The sequence below is a fragment of the Olleya sp. ITB9 genome, from assembly GCF_001315805.1.
GTDB classification, from domain to species: Bacteria; Bacteroidota; Bacteroidia; order Flavobacteriales; family Flavobacteriaceae; genus Olleya; species Olleya sediminilitoris.
In genome coordinates, this window is record NZ_BCBW01000048.1 from 17,441 (window position 1) to 41,286 (window position 23,846).

Annotated in this window: 18 protein-coding genes and 2 tRNA genes; 15 read left to right on the forward strand and 5 right to left on the reverse strand. The window is 30.6% G+C overall.

The window, feature by feature from the left end:
• The first annotated feature begins 13 nt into the window (after positions 1-13).
• The 6 genes from ITB9_RS13580 to murI all read left to right on the forward strand — a co-directional run bounded on the left by ITB9_RS13580 (position 14) and on the right by murI (position 6,674).
• Positions 14-703, forward strand: a complete 690-nt coding sequence (locus ITB9_RS13580) for a DUF6089 family protein (protein ID WP_054852662.1) — start codon at positions 14-16, stop codon at positions 701-703.
• Position 704: 1 nt separating this feature from the next.
• Positions 705-1,445 (forward strand): isoprenyl transferase, encoded by a 741-nt coding sequence (locus ITB9_RS13585; protein WP_028290198.1) that lies wholly within the window; start codon positions 705-707, stop codon positions 1,443-1,445.
• A complete protein-coding gene (locus ITB9_RS13590; protein WP_082396242.1) occupies positions 1,378-4,032 on the forward strand; it encodes an outer membrane protein assembly factor in 2,655 nt (884 codons plus the stop codon). The genes ITB9_RS13585 and ITB9_RS13590 overlap by 68 nt, the downstream gene beginning before the upstream one ends.
• A gap of 231 nt (positions 4,033-4,263) precedes the next feature.
• On the forward strand, positions 4,264-5,097 hold the full coding sequence (locus ITB9_RS13595; protein ID WP_054852663.1) for an OmpH family outer membrane protein: 834 nt from the start codon (positions 4,264-4,266) through the stop codon (positions 5,095-5,097).
• Positions 5,098-5,317: 220 nt separating this feature from the next.
• Positions 5,318-5,827 carry an OmpH family outer membrane protein gene (locus tag ITB9_RS13600; protein ID WP_028290196.1) on the forward strand — a complete coding sequence of 170 codons (510 nt, stop codon included), beginning with the start codon at positions 5,318-5,320 and terminating at the stop codon, positions 5,825-5,827.
• Between the two features lie 67 nt (positions 5,828-5,894).
• A complete protein-coding gene (gene murI / locus ITB9_RS13605; protein ID WP_054852664.1) occupies positions 5,895-6,674 on the forward strand; it encodes a glutamate racemase in 780 nt (259 codons plus the stop codon).
• Between the two features lie 61 nt (positions 6,675-6,735).
• On the opposite strand, the gene rpsU is transcribed toward murI, so the two are convergent.
• The 4 genes from rpsU to ITB9_RS13625 form a co-directional block, all read right to left on the reverse strand.
• Complete coding sequence (rpsU, locus tag ITB9_RS13610; protein WP_028283445.1) at positions 6,736-6,930, reverse strand: 30S ribosomal protein S21; 195 nt, start codon at positions 6,928-6,930, stop codon at positions 6,736-6,738.
• A gap of 103 nt (positions 6,931-7,033) precedes the next feature.
• Positions 7,034-7,897, reverse strand: a complete 864-nt coding sequence (locus tag ITB9_RS13615) for an RNA polymerase sigma factor RpoD/SigA (protein WP_028290194.1) — start codon at positions 7,895-7,897, stop codon at positions 7,034-7,036.
• 155 nt (positions 7,898-8,052) lie between these two features.
• Positions 8,053-10,740, reverse strand: coding sequence for an AsmA-like C-terminal region-containing protein (locus tag ITB9_RS13620; RefSeq protein WP_054852665.1), 2,688 nt, complete (start codon positions 10,738-10,740; stop codon positions 8,053-8,055).
• A 91-nt stretch (positions 10,741-10,831) separates the two neighbouring features.
• Positions 10,832-11,536 (reverse strand): queuosine precursor transporter, encoded by a 705-nt coding sequence (locus ITB9_RS13625; protein ID WP_054852666.1) that lies wholly within the window; start codon positions 11,534-11,536, stop codon positions 10,832-10,834.
• A 72-nt stretch (positions 11,537-11,608) separates the two neighbouring features.
• Between ITB9_RS13625 and folK the strand changes: the two genes are divergently transcribed.
• Together folK and ITB9_RS13635 are read left to right on the forward strand one after the other, a co-directional pair.
• Positions 11,609-12,745 carry a 2-amino-4-hydroxy-6-hydroxymethyldihydropteridine diphosphokinase gene (gene folK / locus ITB9_RS13630; RefSeq protein ID WP_054852667.1) on the forward strand — a complete coding sequence of 379 codons (1,137 nt, stop codon included), beginning with the start codon at positions 11,609-11,611 and terminating at the stop codon, positions 12,743-12,745.
• On the forward strand, positions 12,735-13,214 hold the full coding sequence (locus ITB9_RS13635; RefSeq protein ID WP_028607304.1) for a GyrI-like domain-containing protein: 480 nt from the start codon (positions 12,735-12,737) through the stop codon (positions 13,212-13,214). Before folK ends, ITB9_RS13635 begins: the two co-directional genes overlap by 11 nt.
• A 3-nt stretch (positions 13,215-13,217) precedes the next feature.
• On the opposite strand, the gene ITB9_RS13640 is transcribed toward ITB9_RS13635, so the two are convergent.
• Positions 13,218-13,748, reverse strand: coding sequence for an RNA methyltransferase (locus ITB9_RS13640; protein ID WP_054852668.1), 531 nt, complete (start codon positions 13,746-13,748; stop codon positions 13,218-13,220).
• 145 nt (positions 13,749-13,893) lie between these two features.
• Between ITB9_RS13640 and mutS the strand changes: the two genes are divergently transcribed.
• The 7 genes from mutS to ITB9_RS13675 all read left to right on the forward strand — a co-directional run bounded on the left by mutS (position 13,894) and on the right by ITB9_RS13675 (position 23,809).
• Positions 13,894-16,500 carry a DNA mismatch repair protein MutS gene (gene mutS, locus ITB9_RS13645; RefSeq protein ID WP_054852669.1) on the forward strand — a complete coding sequence of 869 codons (2,607 nt, stop codon included), beginning with the start codon at positions 13,894-13,896 and terminating at the stop codon, positions 16,498-16,500.
• A gap of 102 nt (positions 16,501-16,602) precedes the next feature.
• Positions 16,603-16,674 (forward strand) — tRNA-Gly (locus ITB9_RS13650).
• Positions 16,675-16,700: 26 nt separating this feature from the next.
• Positions 16,701-16,784: transfer RNA gene (locus tag ITB9_RS13655), tRNA-Leu, on the forward strand.
• Positions 16,785-16,916: 132 nt separating this feature from the next.
• A complete protein-coding gene (locus tag ITB9_RS13660) occupies positions 16,917-19,307 on the forward strand; it encodes a polysaccharide lyase 6 family protein (protein WP_054852670.1) in 2,391 nt (796 codons plus the stop codon).
• 12 nt (positions 19,308-19,319) lie between these two features.
• The gene (locus ITB9_RS13665; RefSeq protein WP_082396245.1) at positions 19,320-20,387 is read left to right on the forward strand and encodes a heparin lyase I family protein; all 1,068 of its coding nucleotides are present in this window, start codon (positions 19,320-19,322) and stop codon (positions 20,385-20,387) included.
• Positions 20,388-20,570: 183 nt separating this feature from the next.
• Positions 20,571-21,494: a polysaccharide lyase family 7 protein gene (locus ITB9_RS13670; protein WP_054852694.1), complete on the forward strand. Its 924-nt coding sequence runs from the start codon at positions 20,571-20,573 to the stop codon at positions 21,492-21,494.
• A 14-nt stretch (positions 21,495-21,508) separates the two neighbouring features.
• Positions 21,509-23,809, forward strand: coding sequence for a chondroitinase-B domain-containing protein (locus tag ITB9_RS13675; protein WP_054852672.1), 2,301 nt, complete (start codon positions 21,509-21,511; stop codon positions 23,807-23,809).
• The last annotated feature ends 37 nt before the right edge of the window (positions 23,810-23,846 follow it).

The following is a 23,846-nucleotide window of genomic DNA, read 5'->3' on the forward strand; positions in this document are numbered from 1 at the left end:
ACTTTGAATATTTATGAAGCAGTTAACACTTTTAGTACTAACATTTTTTTGCATGCAATTTAGTAGTGCACAAATCAACGAATTTGGGTTGTATTTGGGTGGTTCTAATTTTATTGGAGATGTAGGTGCTACAGATTATATTGCACCTAGCCAATTAGCTATTGGTGCCATTTATAAATGGAACCGAAGCACAAGACATTCTTATAGAATATCATTAACTTTTTCAGAACTAGAAGGGATAGATAAAAACTCTGACGATCCAAGTAGACAAATAAGAGGTTTAGAATTTAGCAATCAAATCATTGAGTTAGCTGCAGGAATCGAGTTCACTTTTTTTGATTTTAATTTACATCAAGGCGGTTTTGTATCTACACCATATATATTCACTGGCGTAACAGCAACACAACATGATAATTTTTATTATAATAATTTAGGCGAAATACAATCTGAAGATTCTAATAGTATAGCTATAGGTATTCCAATAGTTTTGGGTTACAAAGCCACGATTTCTCCTAGTTTTGTACTAGCATTAGAAGTCGGAGCACGTTATATTTTTTCTGATGAGTTAGATGGAAGTGTTCCTGATAATTCTGAATTAGAAAGTTTAAGTTTCGGTAATTTAAATAATAATGATTGGTATACCTTTACTGGTATTACTTTAACATATACCTTTGGGAAAAACCCATGTTATTGCGGATATTAAATTGGATTTATTAAACCACATACAAAAACAAAACTTGCCAGAGCATATCGCCATAATAATGGACGGTAATGGTCGTTGGGCAAAACAAAAAGGAATGTTACGTGCTTTTGGACACGAAAATGGTACAAAATCTGTACGTCATACAGTAGAGGCTTGCGCAGAATTAGGCGTTAAAAATTTAACGTTGTATGCATTTTCTACTGAAAACTGGAAACGTCCTAAATTAGAAGTAGATACATTAATGAGACTTTTAGTCGCTTCATTAAAAAAAGAAATCAAAACACTTCGTGACAATAACATTAAATTAAATGCTATTGGAAACCTAAAATCTTTACCCAAAAAAGTATACAAAGAGTTACAAGAGGTTATTGATTTAACTAAGGAAAATACGCACATGAATCTTACTTTAGCCTTAAGCTATGGGTCAAGAGAGGAGCTATTAAATGCTGTTAAAGAAATCAGTACTAAAGTTAAAAATAATATAATTTCTACAGAAAAAATTGACGAAACCGTATTTAATGCACATCTTTACACGCAAAGTTTACCAGATGTAGATTTACTTATAAGAACAAGTGGAGAGCAACGCATTAGTAACTTTTTGTTATGGCAAATAGCTTATGCAGAATTGTACTTTACAAAAGTACTTTGGCCAGACTTTACAAAGCAACACCTATATGAGGCTATTATTGAATATCAAAAAAGAGAACGACGATTTGGGAAAACCAGTGAACAAATTAGCTAAACAATTACCATTGAAAACATTATTAAACTACACATTGTTTGTCATTGCTTTTTTAAGCACAATAACAATAAGCGCTCAAGATTTAAATTACGAAGACGGTAAAAAATACACAATTGCTGAAATCACAGTTAAAGGAAACACAAACTTTAGTGAGCAAACCATCATTACTTATTCTGGATTAAGAAAAGGTACCGAAATAATGGTTCCAGGAGAAGAAGTTAGTAATGCAATTAAAAAACTTTGGAAATCAAATCTTTTTAGTGATATAGAAATGTATCTATTAAAAGTAGAAGGAGATAGCGCTTTTCTAGAAATTAGATTATCAGATTTACCAGAATTAAAAGAAGTTAAAATAACAGGAGTTAAGAAAGGTAAACACGAAACTATTCTAAAAGAGAATAAGCTTCAAAAAGGCGCAAAAGTAACAGAGAATTTAATTACTACTACTCAAAATTACTTAGAGAATAAGTATAAGAAAAACGGTTTTCTTAATGCTGATGTAAAAGTAAATACTTTTGATGTAGCTAATGATACTATTGATAAGCCTTTTGTTAATATGATTGTTGCAATTGATAAAGGAGAGAAAGTAAAAGTTAAGAATATTGATTTTGAAGGTAACACTGTTTTAAGCGATAAAAAGCTTAGAAAAGCAATGAAAAACACTAAAAAAATTAACCCTATCAGAATATTAAAACGTTCTAAATTTATTGAAGCTGATTTTAAAGAGGATCTTTCAAGTGTGGTTGATAAATACAAAGAAATAGGGTATAGAGATGCTAGAATTGTTGCAGATACTCTAATTAACAATAATGACAAAACAGTATCTCTAAATATAGCTGTTGAAGAAGGAGAAAAATATACTTATGGAGATATCACTTTTATTGGTAACACAGTTTACTCTGATGAAGTTTTAAAAAGATTATTACGTATAAATAAAGGAGATACATATAATGGTATCGAACTTCAAAAACGTATTGCAGATGAAACTAGACCTGATGGAGAAGATATCACTAATTTATACCAAAATAATGGTTATTTGTTTTCTACAATTAATCCGGTAGAGGTAAATGCAGATGGTAATGTTATTGATATGGAGATTAGAATATCTGAAGGTAAACCAGTTTATTTTAACAAAGTAACAGTTACAGGTAATCAAAAGACTAATGACCACGTTATTTACCGTGAGATCAGAACAAGACCAGGAGATTTATATAGTAAAGAAAACGTTGTTAGAACAATTAGAGAATTAAGTCAGTTAGGTTTCTTTGATGCTGAGCAATTAACACCAAATTTTAAAAATCCAAATCCAGAAGAAGGTTCTATTGATATGGAATATGCTTTAGTAGAGTCTGGATCTAGCCAAATCGAACTACAAGGTGGTTATGGTGGAGGTGGTTTTATTGGTACTTTAGGATTGTCATTTAATAACTTTTCAATAAAAGATTTATTTAAAAAAGATGCTTACACTCCTGTTCCTATGGGTGATGGTCAAAAGCTAGCATTACGTTTACAAGCTAGTAGATTTTTTCAAACCTACAGCTTTTCTTTTTCAGAACCTTGGCTAGGAGGTAAAAAGCCAGTACAATTTTCAACGTCTATTTCTCAAACCAAACAGTTTTTATTTGATGCAACTACTGGTAATGCAGATAAAGACAAACGTTTTAATATCACAGGTATTACAGTTGGTCTTGCTAAACGTTTATCTATTCCAGATGATTATTTTACATTATCTCAAGCGGTTAGTTTTCAGCATTATAACTTAAAAAATTATCAAACTGGATTATTCACGTTTGGTGATGGTTACTCTAATAACTTGTCATATACTTTAGGTTTAAGTAGAAATAATACATTTAATGATCCAATTTTTCCAATGGGTGGATCTAGTTTTACAGCAACAGCTAAGTTGTCTTTACCTTATTCATTATTTAGTAGTACAGATTATGATGCTTTAAAAGAGGAAAGAGACACCAATGCAGATATTGCAAACGATTCTGATGCTAACTCACTTTTAAGATCACAAGCAGCAAATAGAGTTAGTGAAATTGATCAAGAACGTTACAAATGGCTAGAGTTTTATAAAATTAAATTTAGAGGTGATTGGTATACAAAATTAGTAGATAAATTAGTCCTTAGGCCAAGTGTTGAATTTGGGTTTTTAGGAGCTTATAATCAAAATAGAGGAGTAATCCCTTTTGAGCGTTTCTTTGTTGGAGGTGATGGTTTAGGAAGTTACAGTCTAGACGGTAGAGAAGCTGTAGCACTTCGTGGTTATCAAAACCAAGCTTTATCTTCTTCGGATGGAGGGACAATTTATAATAAGTTCTCTTTAGAATTAAGATACCCAATTACATTAAAGCAATCTGCTAAAATTTATGCTTTAGGATTTTTAGAAGCAGGTAATTCTTATGATAGTTTTAATGAGTATGATCCATTCGCTCTTAAAAGATCTGCAGGATTAGGTTTAAGAATTTTTATGCCAGCCTTTGGTTTATTAGGTATTGACTTTGGTCATGGATTTGATCCACAGAATGGAGAGGTATCAAAGCATGGATGGGAGACGCACTTCATAATCGGTCAACAATTTTAATTTAATGTAGTTTAACCCAATAAAACCATTAAAATAATAACTAGAGTTTTTTTATTTTTTTATTTTTGGCACGATATTTTCTAATACCATAACAGGGATTTGATTAAAGAATTAAAATTTTTAACATTAAAATTCGTTATTTTAAAATATTAAACTAAAAAAAGTACTAACCATGCAATGTTAAACTTTATTTTGAGTTTATTAACAAGAAATAATTAAACCATATCCAAAATGAAATTAAAAGTTCTTATTGTAATTTTGATGCTTACAGCAGTTTTTTCTGCTAATGCACAACGTGGTGTTAGAATTGGTTATATTGATACAGAGTATATTTTAGAGAACATTCCTGAATATACTGAAGCTACAGGTCAGTTGGAAAGTAAAGTACAGAAATGGAAAACTGAAATTGAAACTAGTTTAAAAGGAATTAAGCAAAAAAGAGAAACGCTTAATAACGAAAAAGCACTTTTAACAAAAGAGTTGATTGAGGAGCGTGAAGAAGATATTTTTTTTGAAGAAAAAGAAATTTTGGATTATCAACAAAAACGTTTTGGTCCTAATGGAGATTTGATGATTCAAAAAAGACAGTTAATGCAGCCTGTTCAAGATCAAATTTTTCAAGCGGTTCAAGATATTGCTAAAGCCAAAAAATACGATTTTGTTTTTGACAAATCTGCAGATGTGGTTATGCTTTATTCAGCAGAACGTTTTGATATGAGTGATTTAATTATCAGAACAATTTCAAGAGCTTCAAAACGTACTCAAGCCAAAAATAAAGCAGAGCGTAGAAATGCTAAAGATGAAGACGCTGTAATAGAAGTTAATGATGCACAAGAGGCAAGACAAAAAATATTAGACGACAAAAAAGCAGAAAGAGAAGCAGCTACAGCAAAACGCAAACAAGAAATACTTGATGCTAGAGAAGCTAAGAAAAAAGCAGCAGCAGAGAAGAGAGCTAAAATTCTAGAAGATAGAGCTAAAGCAAGAGAAGAAAAGCTTAAAGAACGAAGCGGTACCAATGATTCTGAAGAAACAGATGAAAAAACACAAGATGATATTGACTAAAAAAACAGTGCTGATGTTTTTACTAAATTAAGAGCATAAATTTAAGAATAAAGAAAATAAAAAATTAGTATATAAAGCTTTTGAAAAAAAGTTATAGAAGCTAAATAACAGAAAATCTTAGAAGACCATCAAAATGCTAAAGAAGAAAAAGAGAGCACAGAAGATTAGAGCAACTAAGACAAATACAAATAATTTATAACACACAAATACTATTTTAAAAATGAAACAATTTAAAACACTTTTATTTGCTGCAGCATTATTTATTGGAGCGACAAGTTTTTCTAATGCACAAACAAAAGTTGCACATGTTAATACAACAGAGCTTGTAGCGTCTATGCCATCTATGAAAGCTGCTCAAGCTGAAATGGAAAAAATGGGTAAGACGTTTGAGGCTGATATCCAAGAAATGGTTAAAGAATACCAAACTAAAGCAAAGCAATACGAGGCTGAAGCTGCAACAAAAACTAACGAACAAAACCAACAACGTGGTGAAGAGTTAGCACAAATGCAACAAAGTATTCGTCAATTTCAAGGTGATGCACAAACACAATTACAAAAAAAAGAAATGGACTTATTAAAACCAATCACAGATAAAGCTAAAGCAGCTATATTAAAAGTTGGTAAAGCACAAGGTTTTAACTATGTATTAGATTCTTCTCAAGGTGGTGGTGTTATCATGGCTGAAGGAAAAGATCTTATAAAAGACGTTCAAAAAGAATTAGGATTTTAATATAAAATCCTTTTAAATTAAAATTAAGCTGTCTAACTTTAGACAGCTTTTTTTATGCACGATTTCTATGAATAAAAATCCCATTGGTATATTTGATTCTGGCGTAGGTGGTACGTCCATTTGGAGAGCTATAAATAGCTTATTACCCAATGAAAATACAATATACTTAGCCGATAGTATTAATGCGCCTTATGGACCAAAAGGAAAAGAGGCTATCATAGCGCTTTCTCAGAAAAATACAGAGTATTTGTTAGAACAAAACAGTAAATTAATTGTTGTGGCTTGTAATACTGCTACAACTAATGCTATAGGCTATTTAAGAGAAAAATATAATGTACCATTCATAGGTATTGAGCCTGCTATAAAACCCGCTGCTTTACAGACACAAACTAAGGCTATTGGTATATTAGCTACAAAAGGAACTTTAAGTAGCGAGCTATTTAATAATACTTCACAATTATATAATAATGGTGTTACTATAGTAGAGCAAGAAGGTGAAGGCATCGTACAATTAATCGAGGCTGGTCTTATTTACTCTGACCAAATGACAGAATTACTTGTTAATTATTTAAAACCAATGATTAAATCTAATATAGACTATTTGGTTTTAGGCTGTACACATTATCCTTATTTGATACCTCAATTATCAAAAATTTTACCTAAACATATTAAGATAATAGATTCAGGTGATGCTGTTGCAAATCAAACAAAGCTAGTTTTAGAAAAGTATAATTTAGTAAATAATGCTAAAATTAAATCTGATAACTTTTTTTATACTAACGGAAAGCCAAAGGTTATGAAAACACTTTTGAATAACGTATATGACGTTAAATATTTGAAATTTTAATCAACAAAAAAACCACGACATTTAAAAATGCGTGGTTTATTAATATAAATTAAAGCTTTAATTATATGTTTTCAGCGTCTCTAAGACCTTGAATATAACTAGCTTTTTGTATCTGACGTCTGTTTTTTACAGATGGCTTAGTAAAGTATTGCTTTTCTCTTAAGTTTTGCATTACCTTAACGTTTCTGTGCTTACGTTTGTAACGTTTTAGTGCACGTTCTATATTTTCGCCTTCTTTTATTTCAATTCTTAACATATCTTAATTTTAAATAGGATGCAAATATCTATTAAATAATAATATTATTCAAATTAAAATTGCACTTTTTTTAATATTTTGTATTAAATATATTGTATCAGGATTATCCTAAATACGTTTTTAAGATCTTACTCTTAGATGTTTGACGTAAACGTCTAATACCTTTTTCTCTGATTTGTCTTACACGCTCACGTGTTAAATCAAAAGTACGACCTATTTCATCTAGTGTCATAGCTGGTTGATCGCTTAATCCAAAGTTAAGTCTAATCACGTCACTTTCTCTAGGCGTTAGTGTTTCTAAAGCTCTTTCAATTTCAGTGTTTAAAGATTCGCGCATTAAGTTTGTGTCAGGATTTGGTGACTCGTTAGAGCTTACTAAATCATATAAACTGTAATCTTCTCCTTCTTTTAAAGGTGCATCCATTGACACGTGTCTGCTAGAAATTTTCATAGATTGCTTAACATCACTGATAGTTAAGTCTAATTCTTTTGCAATTTCTGACGCACTAGGTGGTCTTTGGTTAATTTGCTCTAGGTGAGAAGTTACTTTTCTTATTTTGTTTATCGACCCAATTTTATTTAATGGTAGTCTTACAATTCTTGATTGTTCTGCTAAAGCAGATAAAATTGCTTGTCTAATCCACCAAACTGCGTAAGATATAAATTTGAATCCTCTAGTTTCGTCAAAACGTTTTGCTGCTTTAACTAAACCAGCATTACCTTCATTTATTAAATCTGGTAATGTTAATCCTTGATTTTGATATTGTTTTGCAACAGAAACCACAAATCGTAAGTTAGCAGTCGTTAATAAATCTAATGATTTTTGACAACCTTCCCTTATTTTTTGGGCTAATTCAACTTCCTCTTCTGCTGTAATCATGGGAAGTTTACTTATGTCTTGTAGGTATTTGTCTAGTGATTTAGATTCACGATTGGTAACTTGCTTGGTAATTTTTAATTGCCTCATTCAGTCCAGATTATTTAATGTTATTTTAACAATCTAACAATATAAATGACAAATCCTAATATTTAACACTTTCTTTTGAAAAAAAGTCTCAAATCATTAAATTTCATCAAATTTTGAGTTTTAAACGAGGAATTAATGTTAAAATTTCTCAAAAATTAATCTTTGGTTTTCTTTTTACCAAATAATCCTTTGATAGCATCCTTTACTTGGTCTTTAGGTGCTTCGGTATTTGTGTTTGATGTTGTGTCTTTTGGTGTTGCTGTGTTTCCGTTGTTTAATAAACCTCCAATAACATCTTTTACACCTCCATTTGATTGTGTTGTTGTACTATCGCTATTTTGTGATTGGTTACCTCCTAAAATATTTCCAACAACATCTGTTAGTTTACCTTTTCCTTTATTAATTAGTTTTTGTTTTTCAATTTCTATTAATTGTGAGGTTAATGTTTTTACACCACTTGTCAAGTCGGTTTGCACTTGTGGTTGTGTTGTGTTACCTGTTATGTTAGCTGTAACCGGAATGGTTATATTGTTTACAGAATTATCATCTATTTTACTAATTAAACTATTAACGTCACTACCAAGATATTTTGCAGGTACATCAAAAATTATTTTATAGTCCATAGTGTTGTTAAATGTATGTGACCCATCAATGGTCATTTTTATATCCTTGTAATTAATGTCAAATGGTTTTACTGTAACTTGCCCATTGTCAAACGAAAGTTTTGTTTTTAAATCTTGAAGATTCAATTTACTAAAATCTAAAAAGCTTAGTTTGTTTTCTAGTAGTGAAAATAATTGTTCGTTTTTAGGTTGAATTTGTGTGGTTAATAATTCCGCGAAAGCGTCACCAGAAATACTATTTAAAAGTGGTGTAAAATCTTGTCCTAATTTACCTGATAGATTAATTGTACTATTAAGTTTACCTTGTAACGCCTTTGTAATTGGAGCTATGGCTTGTAGTAAGTTTAGATCGTTAAAAGATTGTGTGATGTCAAAGTTTTTGGCGCCTACATTCATGTTAAATGTTGGTTGCTCTGTTTTTGTATCTACTAAACCTTCTAAGGTCAGGTTACCATTAAAAAGACTTGAAGACACGTTGTTAAGTTGTGCTTTTTCGTCTGCTATTTTAAGGTTTCCTTTAACGTCTTTTAATATTAGGTTGTCATAATATACTGTTTTTGCATCTGCTGTAATTGAACAATCTAAAAAAGCAGGTATTTTTAAAGCTGTTGCTGGTTCTGCACTTTGGTTAACAGGTGCGTCGCTTCCTCCTTCTACCATAAAATCACTAATTTTAAAGGTGTTAGATTGTAGGTTGAAATCTCCTTTTAGCTTTTGATCGCTTAGTAAAAAGCCTAATAAATTGTTTACAGTACCTGTAGCGTTTAAATCTGTTGTACCTGTGGATGCTATAAACTTGTCTAAGGTTATTGTGCCAGGATTAAAATTAACAGAAGCTTGATTTATGTTTATAGGATTTACTATGTCTGCTGATGAAAACACAAAATCTGATAACTCGATACTTCCATTATTTTTTATTCTTTCATAGGCATTAGTTTCGATAGCATTCATATCAAAACTTGTATTTAGTTTAGCTTTAAGTATTCCTTTTAATTCGTTTTCTAGCTCTATTGGATACGCTTGGTTTAGGTTGCCAAGATTTAAAACGCCATCTAAATGAGCGTCTACTAACATATTTTTAGTTAAGTTTTTTATGGTAGCCGAACTTTTAAATTGATCTTGATCTATTTTAAAGTCTAAGGTGTTTAGATTTACATATGTGTCATCTACGTTTCCTGATTCGTTTTTTATTTGAGCATTAATACTAATGTTTTCTACACGCTTTGGTAAATCTGCAAATTTAAACGACGCATTATTTGATAAAATATTAATGTCTAAGGTTGGTATAGTTGTTTCGGTAGCTTGTCCTTTGACTATACCATTAATTTTAAAATTACCTGAAGTATCAACATTGTCTAAGTTTTTTGCGTAAGTTTTTGGTATAACAGCTAAAAAATCTTTAAAGGTCGAACCTGGGTTTTCAAAGCTTATGTCAATATTTTGTCCTCCTTCTATTAGTTGTACAAATCCTTTAAATTCTAATGGTAAATCATTAATTAAAGCTTTGTTATCTTTAAATGTGTATTTGCTGTTGGTTAAATCTAAATCTAATAAAGCATCAAGTTTGATACTGTTATTACTTAAATATTCTGTTCCATCAAAACTAAATGTTACGTTAGCTTCTGTTTTTGTGTCTAACTCAGACACGTCACCAGAAAATGTTCCGTTACCAGAATGATTTAAATTGCTAATTTTAAATATGGTATTTGTACTTTCATCTAGATAATTAAAAGCACTATTGTTTAAACTGTAGTTTTCAATATCAAAAGCAAAGCCTTTGCTTGACGTTTCGGTTGTAGTTGTAGTATTAGAAGATGCTTTTGCAATGTCCCAATTAACTTGACCTTCGGCATTGGTTTTTAAATTTACTAAAGCATCATCAATATTAATAGAGTTTACTATTATAGGATCTTCTTCGGCATTCTTAAATAGTTCTTTAATAGACATGTCTAAAGACAATACTTTTACTTTGGCTAAGGTGTCATTAGCAAAAGGTTTGAAGTTTGTAATAACTAAGTTGTCTAAAGTAACGTTGGCTTGTGGAAAGCTGCTTATAAAACTTAAGTTTACGTCATCAAAGGCAACTTTAGCATTGACGTTTTCATTTATATAATTACGCACCATATCCTTAATTTGACTTTGAAAAATAAAAGGACTTGCAATTAATAATGTTATTAATATTAATAGTGATATACCAGCGATTTTTAGTTTTTTCTTCATTAAATTAAGAGTTAAGGGTGCAGTTTTATTTACGTTTAAACTAAATAAATAGTTGTCTTAACAAAAGTATTTAATAAAAGTTTAGCATTTGTTAAAGTAGGTTTAATTCTTGGTTGTTTTTAAGTTTAAATCTTTTTTTAAATAAGTAGACTCCTAAATATAAAAAAGGAGTGTCTATTAAAGCGATAAGAACTTTAAATATAAATCCACTAATTAGTAAACCGTAAAATTTGTCCCAGCCAATTTCTCCAAAACTACACAGTAAGAATAAGACTGAAAACGTGTCTACAAATTGAGATAAAAAGGTAGAAAAATTATTACGTAGCCATAAATGTTTACCATTAGTCATGCGTTTCCAAAAATGATAAATTTGTATATCTACTAATTGTGCAAGTAAGTAAGCCATCATGCTGGCAAACACAGCGATAATTGTATTTCCAAAAACTGTTGTAAATAAACCATCAGACACAGGTGACCAATTTGTAGCAGGTACTGTATTAGCTGTAAACACAATTAATAATGAGAAAACGGAAGCAAAAATACCAGCAATAACAATTTGATTAGCACGTTTTTTACCATAAATTTCACTAATTAAATCGGTTATTAAAAAGGTGATTGGGTAAGGGAGTATTCCAACAGAAATTTCAAATAATTTAGCACCAAAAATGGTAATGTCAAATGGGTACCAATAAAAAAATTTTTGAAAAATAAGATTAGAAACCACTAATGAGGTTATAAAAAGTGCTCCAAGAAGCAAATAGATTTTTTGAGCTAGTAATTTATCTTTTATTGACATAAAAACTTATTAACAGATTTGATAAAGATAAGAACTAAGTGAATTTCTTTTAGTTATTTTGCTGAAGAAATTATGCAAGAGATTAAAACAGTTTACATAGCGTTAGGAAGTAATAAAGGCGAAAAGTTTAAAAACTTACAAAACGCTGTAGATGCTATATTTACAGAAGTTGGTAATGTAGTTGCTATTGCAAAAGTTTTTGAAAGTAAGGCGTTGGGTTTTGAAGGAGATGACTTTTTAAACACTTGTATTGCAGTACAAACTAATTTTAAAGCAAAAAAAGTACTGCGTGTTTTACAGCAAATAGAAAAACAATTAGGTCGTTTGCCTAAAAAATCGGCAGGCTATCAATCAAGAATTATAGATTTAGATATTATCTTTTTTGAAGATGAAGTTATTAATGACAAATATTTAATAGTACCACATCCCGAAGCGCATAAACGTCGTTTTGTATTAGAGCCTTTGCAGCAAATTGCATCTACGTTTAATCACCCAGAATTTAATGTCACTGTCGACCAGTTATTAGATCAATGTAAGGATCACACAGCTTTAGAATCTTTAAATATCTGGTTAAAAAATCCTAATAAGCAATTTGATTTTTCTAATCATAATTATATTGCTATTGAAGGTAATATTGGTGCAGGAAAAACAAGTTTGTCTACTCAAATAGCAAAAGACTTTAATGCTAAATTAGTTTTAGAGCGTTTTGCAGATAATCCGTTTTTACCAAAATTTTATAAAGAGCCTCAACGGTATGCTTTTACCTTGGAAATGTCTTTTTTGGCAGATCGTTATCAGCAAATTACAGATGATTTAAATCAGTTAGACTTGTTTAAAGATTTTATAGTTAGTGATTATGATGTATTTAAATCTTTGATTTTTTCTAAAATAACGTTACAGCCAGACGAGTTTAAGTTATACCGAAAGCTATTTTATTTAATGTATAAGGACATAGCTAAGCCAGATTTATATGTGTATTTATATCAAAATACAGAGCGTCTTCAGGCGAATATAAAAAAGCGTGGTCGTAAATACGAAAGCGAAATTGAAGATGATTATTTAGAAAAAATTAATGCAGGTTATTTAGAGTTTTTGAAAAGTCAAACCGAATTTAATGTCAAAATAATTGATATTTCTGATAAGGATTTTGTAAAAAACAGAGCAGATTATTTATGGTTGTTAAAACAAATTTGTAAAAATGAAGCCTAATATTATTACCACAAAACCTATTGTTATAGTCGGCTTAAAAGCAAACTTATCTTTTATAACCAATGGTCCAGGAACAGCTAAGTTGGCTAAGCAATTTATGCCAAATCGCAACCAGATTTTAAACCGTATTGGGACAGAGAAGTTTTCAATTCAGGTTTATGATCAATTTAATTACAGTAAAATGTCACCTAATGCATTATTTGAAAAATGGGTAGGCGTAGAGGTGTCAAATATTGTGAGTTTGCCAGTTGATATGGAAGTCTTAACGATACAATCTGGACAGTATGCTGTTTTTAATTACAAAGGAAAACCAGAAAATTTTCTAGAGGCTTGGCAATATATACATACAACTTGGTTGCCTAATTCAGAGTTTGAAATAGACGACAGACCTCATTTTGAAAAACTACCTGAAGATTATCATCCGTCAAATCCAATAACTGAAGAGGAGATTTGGGTGCCTGTAAAATAATTATTACGCTTTTAATTTACTAAACAAATCCCAAGTCACAACACCACAACTAACACTAATATTAAGAGAGTGTTTTGTTCCAAACTGAGGGATTTCAATAACCACATCACTAGCGCTAACTACATCTTGTGCTACACCTTTAACTTCGTTACCAAAAACTAAAGCGTATTTAGTTTTGGCTTCAACTTTAAAATCGTCTAACATAGTCGCATTTTCAGCTTGTTCAATTGCGCAAACTTTTATATTGTCAGCTTGTAGTTTTTCAACTAAATCCATAGTGTTTTCAACATGTTCCCAAGTAACAGTATCTGTACTTCCTAAAGCTGTTTTATGTATGTCTTTATGTGGTGGTGTAGCAGTAATTCCGCATAAATAAATCTTTTCAACTAAAAAGGCATCACTAGTTCTAAATACACTTCCAATATTATTTAAGCTTCTAATGTTGTCTAAAACAATAATAATAGGTGTTTTTTTAGCAGTCTTAAAGTCGTTAATACTTAATCTATCTAGTTCGCTATTTTTTAATTTTCTCATGTTTGTTTTCTGTAATTTGTACAAGTCGTTAAAGTGACAATCTGTAACGCTACATTGTGGATAATTATCTATAACTTAAATCAATTTGACTTCAATAAAAATCAATATTTAGTTACATTGCAAACTTAATAAAAACGTATATCCTTTGGCAACAAAAAGCAAAAAAGTCACTCCGTTAATGAAGCAATATAATACCATCAAGGCTAAATATCCTGATGCGTTATTGTTATTTAGAGTTGGTGACTTTTACGAAACATTTGGGGAAGATGCAGTTAAATCTGCTGGAATTTTAGGAATTACCTTAACCAAAAGAGGAGCAGGTAGTGATAGTGAAACAGAGTTAGCTGGTTTTCCGCATCATTCAATAAATACGTATTTGCCTAAGTTGGTAAAAGCAGGAGAGCGTGTTGCAATTTGTGACCAATTAGAAGACCCTAAACAAACCAAAAGTATTGTTAAACGTGGTGTGACAGAGTTAGTGACTCCTGGTGTTGCGTTAAACGACGAGGTGCTTCAATCTAAAACCAATAACTTTTTATGTTCGGTTTATTTTGGAAAAGTTAATATCGGAATTTCATTTTTGGATATCTCAACAGGTGAGTTTTTAACCTCTCAAGGTAATCAAGAATATATAGATAAATTACTTCAAAACTTTAGTCCAAGTGAGGTCTTAGTAGCTAAGCCAAAACGAAATAAATTTACAGATAGTTTTGGTGAAGATTTTCATACTTTTAATTTAGAAGATTGGGTGTACCAACCAGATTATGCTAACGAAACGTTATTAAAACATTTTGATACTAAATCTTTAAAAGGATTTGGTGTTGATGGTTTAGCTGAAGGTATTATTGCTTCAGGATCCATTTTACATTATTTAGCCGAAACACAGCATAACAAACTACAGCATATTTCTTCAATTTCGCGTATCGCAGAAGATGATTACGTTTGGATGGACCGTTTTACTATCCGAAACTTAGAGCTGTATAATTCTACCAATAATAATGCAGTAACTTTATTAAATATTATTGACAAGACCATTTCGCCAATGGGAGGACGATTGCTTAAACGTTGGTTAGCATTGCCTTTAAAGCAAATAGATCAAATCAAGCAACGTCATGAGGTTGTATCTTATTTAAAGACGGATACTGTGGTTCTGGATAAGATTCAACATCACATAAAATTAATAGGAGATTTAGAGCGTTTAATTTCTAAAATAGCCACCCAAAAAGTTAGTCCACGTGAGGTTATTCAGCTTAAAAATTCACTTGAAGCTATTATTCCTATTAAGGGATTAGCAACTAATTGTGATAACGAGTCTTTAAAAGTGATTGGAGATAATTTACAAAGTTGCAATGTACTTCGCGAAAAAATTAAAGAAACCTTAAACGAGGAAGCTCCAGTTAACATCCTTAAAGGTAGTGCGATTGCAGCAGGATTTTCAACCGAGTTGGATGAACTTAGAGCATTGTCCACCTCAGGTAAAGACTATTTGGATAAAATGTTGGAGCGCGAGAGCGAGCGTACAGGTATTACTTCGCTTAAAATTGCATCAAACAATGTTTTTGGGTATTATATTGAGGTAAGAAATACACATAAAGATAAAGTTCCGGAAGAGTGGATAAGAAAGCAAACATTAGTTAATGCAGAACGTTATATTACTGAAGAATTAAAAGAATACGAAGCTAAAATCCTAGGAGCAGAAGAACGTATTATGGCTATCGAGCAAAAATTGTTTGCAGATTTAGTCCTATGGATGAATCAATATATAAAGCCTGTACAGCAAAATGCATATCTAATTGGTAAAATAGACTGCTTATGTGGCTTTGCACAATTAGCAACCGATAATAATTATGTCTACCCTATTTTAGATGACTCTCATGATTTAGATATCGTAGATGGTCGTCATCCAGTTATTGAAAAACAATTACCAATTGGCGAACCTTATATTGCTAATAATGTGTTTTTAGACAGAGAAAAACAACAAGTTATAATGATTACTGGACCTAACATGTCTGGTAAGTCTGCTATTTTACGTCAAACAGCTTTAATTGTATTGTTAGCTCAAATAGGAAGCTTTGTGCCAGCAAAAGAAGCTAAAATTGGTGTTGTAGATAAAATATTTACTCGTGTTGGTGCAAGTGATAATATATCTATGGGAGAATCCACGTTTATGGTAGAAATGAATGAAACAGCATCCATATTAAATAATATTTCAGATAGAAGTCTGGTCTTGTTAGATGAAATTGGGAGAGGGACCAGTACTTATGACGGAATTTCTATTGCTTGGGCTATTAGTGAGTACCTTCATGAACATCCAGCAAAACCCAAAACATTATTTGCAACGCATTACCACGAGCTAAATGAAATGACGGAAACTTTTGAGCGTATAAAAAACTTTAATGTTTCAGTAAAAGAACTTAAAGACAATGTATTGTTTTTACGTAAACTAGTAGAAGGAGGAAGTGAACATAGTTTTGGTATACACGTGGCTAAAATGGCAGGAATGCCACAACAGGTTTTAAAAAGAGCTAACCAAATATTAAAAAAACTAGAAAAAAGTCATTCTAGCGAAGAATTGACAGATAAAGTTAAATCTATGCAAGATGAGATGCAATTAAGTTTCTTTAATCTAGACGATCCATTACTTGAAAATATCAAAGATGAGATTTTACTTACAGATATTGATACTTTAACACCAGTTGAGGCTTTAATGAAGCTAAATGAGATCAAACGTATGTTATTGAAAAAGAAGTAAATAAAAAATAATTTAAAATTTTTTCAAAAAAAGCTTTGTAGTTCCTATAAAAGTCCTAAATTTGCACCCGCAATCACATCATTGCACGTTCATTTAAAGACTGCGAAAGTAGCTCAGGGGTAGAGCATCACCTTGCCAAGGTGGGGGTCGCGGGTTCAAATCCCGTCTTTCGCTCTGAGACTTTCTTATAATATACCAATGCTGAAGTGGTGGAATTGGTAGACACGTTGGACTTAAAATCCAATGTCCATTAGGACGTACGGGTTCAAGTCCCGTCTTCAGTACTAAAGCCTTATCAATATTTTGATAAGGCTTTTTTTATGCACAAAAACTTCCTTGTGTTGTTGTCTTAATAGTTTTTTTATTTTGGAATCCTTTTTGATTATATTACGCTAGTTAATTTATTCTATAGTATTATGATTCTAAAAAATGTTGTTTCAATAATTTTTTCTTTTTTATTAGTTTCTGTCGCTTTTGCGCAAGATTTTACGGTATCAAACATTCAAGAGTTTGATCAAGCTATTGGTCAAGTAAAGCCTGGAAGTACGATTATTTTAAAAAATGGAATTTGGAAAGACGTAAACTTAAAAGCTTATGGTCAAGCGACTAAAGATGCACCTATAATTATTAAAGCTGAAACACCAGGTAAAGTGGTTTTAACAGGTGATTCTAGTTTAAGTATTTATGGAGAATATGTTATTGTTAGTGGATTATGGTTTAAGGATGGTGTAACAACATCAAAATATGTGATTCAGTTTAAAAAGGATAGTAAGACTTTTGCAAACAACTGTAGATTCACAAACTCGACTATTTCAAATTATAAAGTAAAAGATGAGGATAATAAAAATCATTGGGTAGATTTATGGGGGAAAAATAACCGAGTCGATCATAATAATTTTACAGGTAAAACATCTTCTGGGACTACTTTGGTAGTTTGGTTAAAAGGAGATGCGCATATAGAGAATAATCATATTATTGATTATAATTTTTTTGGACACAGACCTGACTTGGGTGAAAATGGAGGAGAGACTATTAGGATTGGTACAAGTGCAAATTCTATGAAATCTTCTAAAACTATAGTTGAAAATAATACGTTTAAAAATTGTGATGGTGAAATCGAAATTATTTCTAATAAATCTGGAGATAATATCTATAGAAATAATTTGTTTTTAGAAAGTAAGGGTACTTTAACCTTACGCCATGGTAATAATGCATTGGTAGAAAATAACGTATTTTTAGGAAATACAGTAGCTAATACAGGAGGAATTAGAATTATTAATGAAGGTCATGTAGTTAGAAATAACTTGCTAGTCGGATTAACAGGAGATGGTTATAGAGGTCCTATTGTAATGATGAATGGCGTGAAAAATTCACCATTAAATAGATATCACCAAGTAAAAAATGTTGAGGTTGTAAATAACACAATTATAAATTGTGGTCCAATAGCTTTTGGTGCAGGTAAGGATAAAGAAAAAACGTTAGCTCCAATAAATACAACATTTGCTAATAATATTATATCTAATACAACAGGTGCTTCAGTTTTTGAAGCGAAAGATGATATTAGTGGAATTACTTTCAGTAATAATATTGTTGATAGTCAAGCAACAGTAGATCCATTATTGTTTACTAAAGCTTCAATTGATTGGAAGATGTTTAAGGCATTACCAATGCCTTCAATTAATAATCCTGTTTTAAAACAAGTTTTACCGACAAAAAATGCTTCAGATAATGATATCACTGGATCAGTTTGGGCAGTTTATGTAGCAGGTGCTTTCAATCTTGAAAACAAAAAATACCCTAAGGCATTGACGGTTAGGACAGGTCCAGGTTGGAAGCCTGTAATTGAAACTCCTAAAGTTAAATCCATTTCTGTTGATATTATTGTAGATCCAGGAGTTGGAACATTAAGAAAAGCTATATCTAAAGCAGGTAACGGAGATGTTATTAGTTTAAAACCCGGGATTTATTACTTAGACAAACAAATTAAAATAAAATCTAATTTAAAGATTAATGGTTCTCCTGATGGTAAAACAATAATTATGGCTAGTTCTAAACTAGAAAAGCCTCTTAGTTATTTATTACGTGTTAGTGCAGGAATAACTGTTAGTATTACTAATATTACATTTGATGGCTCAAACAAGACTCCTGTAAAATATGCAATAGTTTCACCAGATAAAATGGAATCTGATCTATATAATCTAACCATAGATACTTGTGTTTTTAAGAATTTTAAAAATGATAGTGGAGGCGCTATAATTAAAGGGTATTCTGGGACAAGAGCCGAATTAATGTTAATTAAAAATTCTAGATTTGAAGATAGCTTTAGAGGAATAAATCTATCATATGAAAAAAATCAAGGTCAGTTTAACGCAAATAATCTAATTATCGAAAACACCATTTTTAATAATATTGAAGAATTTGCCATAAATTACAAGCGTTCCATTATAGATTCAAATATAGAAGGAGGTAATTTAATGATTGATCATTGTGTGTTTAATAAAGTTTCTAATAAAGAAAAAGGAAGCATAATAAAAGTTAAGGGTATTCATCAAGTTACTATACAAAATACTGTATTTGATAATAGTTTTTTAATTAAAATACCTGTAGCGCTAGAGGGTAGTAGTAATAAGATTGATAATTGTTTATTCCACGATAGTGGATTTGTAAAAGTGTCTAAAGGAGCTTCAGAAAGTAATATCATTTATAAAAGTCCTAAATGGGAAGATAAGAAAAAGTTTATTCCAGGTAAAAAATCACCTTTACTTAAAAGCAACAATCAAATTGAGACTATAGGACTAATTAATTAAAAACTTTTTTAAATGTATATCAGAAAATCACTAATGGCATTAAGTATTTTGATTGCTCAAAATATACATAGTCAAGTTCTATTAGAAGCTAATGAAGCAGGAAATACTTATGAAGATATAAATGCAGTTTTAGCACCTGGTTATGATGTTATTGAGGCTCCTGATTGTAATCATTCTCAATTTGGAAGACATATACAAGAGGTGTTTGATAAAGAGTTAAATAAAAATGTATTTAAGTTTTCTATTCATACTAGTCCTGATAATGACCGTTGTAAAAAATACGACAGACAACGTAATGAGATTAAAACCTATGCCTCATCTCCAAATTATTTAAAAGCAACTAAAGGTGAAACGGTTGAATATAAATGGAAATTTAAATTACCAAAAGATTTTAAGGTGTCTTCCAGTTTTACTCATATCCACCAAATTAAATCTGTAGGTGGTCCTTATGCGTCAATTCCTATGATCTCTTTAACATTAAGAAAAGGTACAAAAGATAAGTTAGAGTTGCGTTATACATCCACAAACAAACAAGCAACGATTAAAACAATGGTCTTAGATCAAATTAAAGGGCATTGGGTTGAGGTAACAGAATTGATTACTTTTTCTAATCAAGGATCATATACTATTGAGTTAAAAAAAGTTTTTACAAATGAAACTGTTTTTTCTTATGAAAATTTAAAAATGGACATGTGGCAAGAGGAAGCTTTGTTTTCACGACCAAAATGGGGAATTTATAGAAGTCTAAATAATAGCCAAGATTTAAAAGATGAAGCTTTGCTTTATGCAAGTTTTAGTATTCAAGAAATAGATTTAAAATTAACAGCTCAAAAATTATTAGATAGCGCTATTCCTCAAACATTAACGTCCAAATCTACAGATACTTTTTTGAATATTAAATCTGTTAAACCAAAAGATAATAACCTATTTGTTTTATTTGATAATAAAGCTAATTTAATTGGAGAATTTAAAATTGATAAAAATAATATTGATACCACTGGTTTAGCAGTCGGTAATTATTTTATGGTGTTTTATAAAAATAGTAAAGTGTTTAAAGTCATTAAGTATATAATTAATTAACATTAAATCAAATTTTTGAATAACTTGTAAAATAGCCTAAAATCCTATTTTTGTATAGGTTTTGAGTGCTCAAATTGACGATTTTTTATTTTTTGATAATATTTATTAAGTATTTTGTTTTATTGATATTAAAAAAAAACCATATATTTGGTAAACCAGATTGGTAAACCAATTATTTGTGTTATGAAAAAGTTATTCTTTTATTCTGTTTTATTGCTTGCTTGTATAGCTTGTAGTGATTCTGATGAACAAACTGAAGCACAAAATTTAGGTTCTTCTACACTCGATAATCCTGATGATAACCAATCTTCAGATAATAGCCAAGATAACTATGCAAATATTGATTTTTCAAACTGGAAAGTCACACTACCTGTAGACGAAAACAATAATGGTAGTCCAGATGAATATCAACCAAGTACATTAATTAATGGTGGTTACCGTACAAACGCTTCAATTTTACCATTTATGTATGATGATGTTGATGATCAATCAATTGTTTTTTACACTTATCCAGAGGTTTCTACAACAAATAGTTCGTATTCAAGGACAGAGTTAAGAGAGCTTATAAACCCTTCAAATTCAAAAGAAAATTGGACTTTAGAAGAAGGAGGAGTTATGGAAGGTCGTTTAAATTTGGTTGATATTTCAGAAGATAATAATAGTAATAATCAATATCATAAAACTATAGTAATGCAAATCCATGGTATCATATCTCAATCAGATATGGATACACATGGTTTTACTTCAAATAATGGACCTCCTTTAATTAAAATACGTTGGATTAATGGGTTTATTTGGTCTTATAAAAAATCATTAGTAGACCCAACAACTTCAGGAGATGATTTACTTGACGTAACAAGTGCTACATGGTCAGATGAATCTACAAATATGGGTTACGTAGGTTTTGAACCTTTTGATTTTAAGATAACTGCATCTTCTGGAAAATTAGAGTTACAATTAAACAACCTAACACCTTTAATATATGAGGATGATAGTCTTGCTAAGTGGCCATTTGAAAATTACTTTAAAGCTGGTAATTATATAGGTACAACAGACGTCAATGCATTTTCTTATGTAAAATATTACCAACTAAACATTAATCACTAATTTCTAAATAACTAATGAAAAAACTCGTTTTAATCTTTTCAATTTTAATGCTTTGTAACGCTTGCAAAGACGCTTCAGTAGAGCCTGAAGTAGTTTCTAATATCAATGAGCTTAATGATGCGATACAAAACGTAAAAGCAGGAGACCAAATTGTTTTAGCAAATGGTGTATGGAAAGATGTTGAAATTAATTTTTCAGGTCAGGGGACTGAAGCAAAGCCAATTATTTTACGAGCTGAAACACCAGGAAAAGTAACTATAGAAGGTGTTTCTAATCTTAAAATTGGAGGTGATTATTTAGAAGTACACGATCTTCATTTTAAAAATGGTTACACACCATCACGCAATGTTATTCAGTTTAAAATTAACGATACTTTAATTGCTAATCATAGCAAAGTTACAAATTGTGTTATTGAAGAGTTTACGCAGCCTGATAGAGACGTAAGTGATCATTGGGTTGAATTCTGGGGACGTCATAATGAGCTTAGTAATAATTACATTGCTGGAAAATCTAATTTTGGTCCAACAGTAATGGTTATGTTAAAAGGTAACCAACACATTAAAAATTACCATCAAATAGTTAATAATCATTTTGGTCCAAGACCAAGAAAAGGTGGTCCTCACGGTGAAACTATGCAAATAGGAGATAGTGGGACATCAATGACACCATCACATACCAATGTTGAAAATAATTTGTTTGAGCGTTGTAATGGTGAGGTCGAAATAATTTCTAGTAAATCCAATAATAATACTTTTAAAAATAATGTCTTTTTTGAAAGTGAAGGTTCTTTAGTGTTAAGACATGGTAATTATGCTACTATTGATGGAAATATTTTTATAGGTAATGATAATTCAGAATTTATAGGAGGTATAAGAGTTATAAATACTGGTCACTGGATTACTAATAATTATTTTTACAAATTAAAAGGAAGTACGTTTAGAGCACCTTTAGCGGTAATGAATGGTATTCCTAAATCGCCTTTAAATAGATACAACCAAGTAACAGATGCTGTAATTGCTTATAATACATTTGTAGATACTAAAACTCCTTTTCATTTTAGCGTTGGTTCTAATGTATCACAAAGTGAAGTTTTGCCTAAATCGGAAATTAGATCTGCAAGACCAACACGTACTGTAGTTGCAAATAATATTTTATACAATCAAACTCCATTTGAATACCCAATCAAAAACTACGATAAAGTAGATGGTGTCTTGTTTAAAAATAATTATACAAATAACGCAAACAAAAGTGAAGTGCAATCGGAAGGTTTGCAAACGGTTGAACTAGATGTTCAAGAGGTTAGTAAAAGCTTGAAGGTCCCAACTTATGATACTAAACAAATCTATTCTGGTTTTGATTTTGAAACCATAACTACAGATTTATTTGGTAACAAACGTGACAAGGATAATAATAGTTTAGGCGCAATTATTAATACCAATAATCATAACGATTTATACAATCAATCAAATTATGGTACTAGCTGGTTTGAAAACCAAAAAAATGATTCAGTTTCGCAAACGATTGAGATTAGTTCAAGTCAAGAATTAACTAACGCCATTTCTAATGCTAACTCAGGAGATATTATTAGTTTGAATGCTGCTGAATATCAAATAAACCAATCGCTTCCAGTTGATAAAAACATTACAATCACTTCAAAAGATAAAAATAATAAAGCGCAATTAGTGTTTACTTCTGAGGGAACAGCTTTTCAAATGAAACCAAAAGGGATACTTCATATTGAAGACGTAATTTTAAAAGGAAATAACAATCAGTCAGCTTTTAAAACATTAGATAAAAATATGAAAAGTGCTTATGGGTTATGGCTAAAAAATACCGAAGTAAGTAACTTTAAAAGTGTGCTTGAAGTGTCAAAAGGGTCATTTGCAGATACCATTTCAGTAACAAATTCAATTATAAAAAATTGTAAAAGCGGAATCCAATTAAACAAAGAAACCAATGATAAAGGAGATTATAACAGCGAGTTTGTTTACGTAACAAATAACACATTTACCAATGTAGATCAAGATGTTTTAAATTATTATCGTGGTGGTTATGACGAGTCTACAATAGGAGGGAACTTAGTTTTTCAAAATAATACAATTACAAAGTCAGGTCAAACAGACAAAGACAACATATTGATTAAAACAAGAGGTATTGTTAATGTCATTTTTGCTGACAATACATTTATTGATAATCCTGTAAAATATATCTCCATTCTTTGGGGTGAAAAAGGCCAAAAGCCAGAAAACAATGAGGTTAAGAACTCTGGTGAGATTAAAGTGGTTCAAAATTTAAAATTGAAATTAGTCTATTAGTACTGAATCACTTTAAAGCCTTTTGAATTAAAATAAT

What these genes read in the sequence shown, in the direction of transcription:
- ITB9_RS13580 (WP_054852662.1), top strand. Translation starts at nt 14, where the DNA reads ATGAAGCAGTTAACACTTTTAGTACTAACATTTTTTTGCATGCAATTT.
- ITB9_RS13590 (WP_082396242.1), top strand. Translation starts at nt 1,378, where the DNA reads ATGAGGCTATTATTGAATATCAAAAAAGAGAACGACGATTTGGGAAAA.
- ITB9_RS13595 (WP_054852663.1), top strand. Translation starts at nt 4,264, where the DNA reads ATGAAATTAAAAGTTCTTATTGTAATTTTGATGCTTACAGCAGTTTTT.
- ITB9_RS13600 (WP_028290196.1), top strand. Translation starts at nt 5,318, where the DNA reads ATGAAACAATTTAAAACACTTTTATTTGCTGCAGCATTATTTATTGGA.
- murI (WP_054852664.1), top strand. Translation starts at nt 5,895, where the DNA reads ATGAATAAAAATCCCATTGGTATATTTGATTCTGGCGTAGGTGGTACG.
- rpsU (WP_028283445.1), bottom strand. Translation starts at nt 6,930, where the DNA reads ATGTTAAGAATTGAAATAAAAGAAGGCGAAAATATAGAACGTGCACTA.
- ITB9_RS13615 (WP_028290194.1), bottom strand. Translation starts at nt 7,897, where the DNA reads ATGAGGCAATTAAAAATTACCAAGCAAGTTACCAATCGTGAATCTAAA.
- ITB9_RS13620 (WP_054852665.1), bottom strand. Translation starts at nt 10,740, where the DNA reads ATGAAGAAAAAACTAAAAATCGCTGGTATATCACTATTAATATTAATA.
- ITB9_RS13625 (WP_054852666.1), bottom strand. Translation starts at nt 11,536, where the DNA reads ATGTCAATAAAAGATAAATTACTAGCTCAAAAAATCTATTTGCTTCTT.
- folK (WP_054852667.1), top strand. Translation starts at nt 11,609, where the DNA reads ATGCAAGAGATTAAAACAGTTTACATAGCGTTAGGAAGTAATAAAGGC.
- ITB9_RS13635 (WP_028607304.1), top strand. Translation starts at nt 12,735, where the DNA reads ATGAAGCCTAATATTATTACCACAAAACCTATTGTTATAGTCGGCTTA.
- ITB9_RS13640 (WP_054852668.1), bottom strand. Translation starts at nt 13,748, where the DNA reads ATGAGAAAATTAAAAAATAGCGAACTAGATAGATTAAGTATTAACGAC.
- ITB9_RS13660 (WP_054852670.1), top strand. Translation starts at nt 16,917, where the DNA reads ATGATTCTAAAAAATGTTGTTTCAATAATTTTTTCTTTTTTATTAGTT.
- ITB9_RS13665 (WP_082396245.1), top strand. Translation starts at nt 19,320, where the DNA reads ATGTATATCAGAAAATCACTAATGGCATTAAGTATTTTGATTGCTCAA.
- ITB9_RS13670 (WP_054852694.1), top strand. Translation starts at nt 20,571, where the DNA reads ATGAAAAAGTTATTCTTTTATTCTGTTTTATTGCTTGCTTGTATAGCT.
- ITB9_RS13675 (WP_054852672.1), top strand. Translation starts at nt 21,509, where the DNA reads ATGAAAAAACTCGTTTTAATCTTTTCAATTTTAATGCTTTGTAACGCT.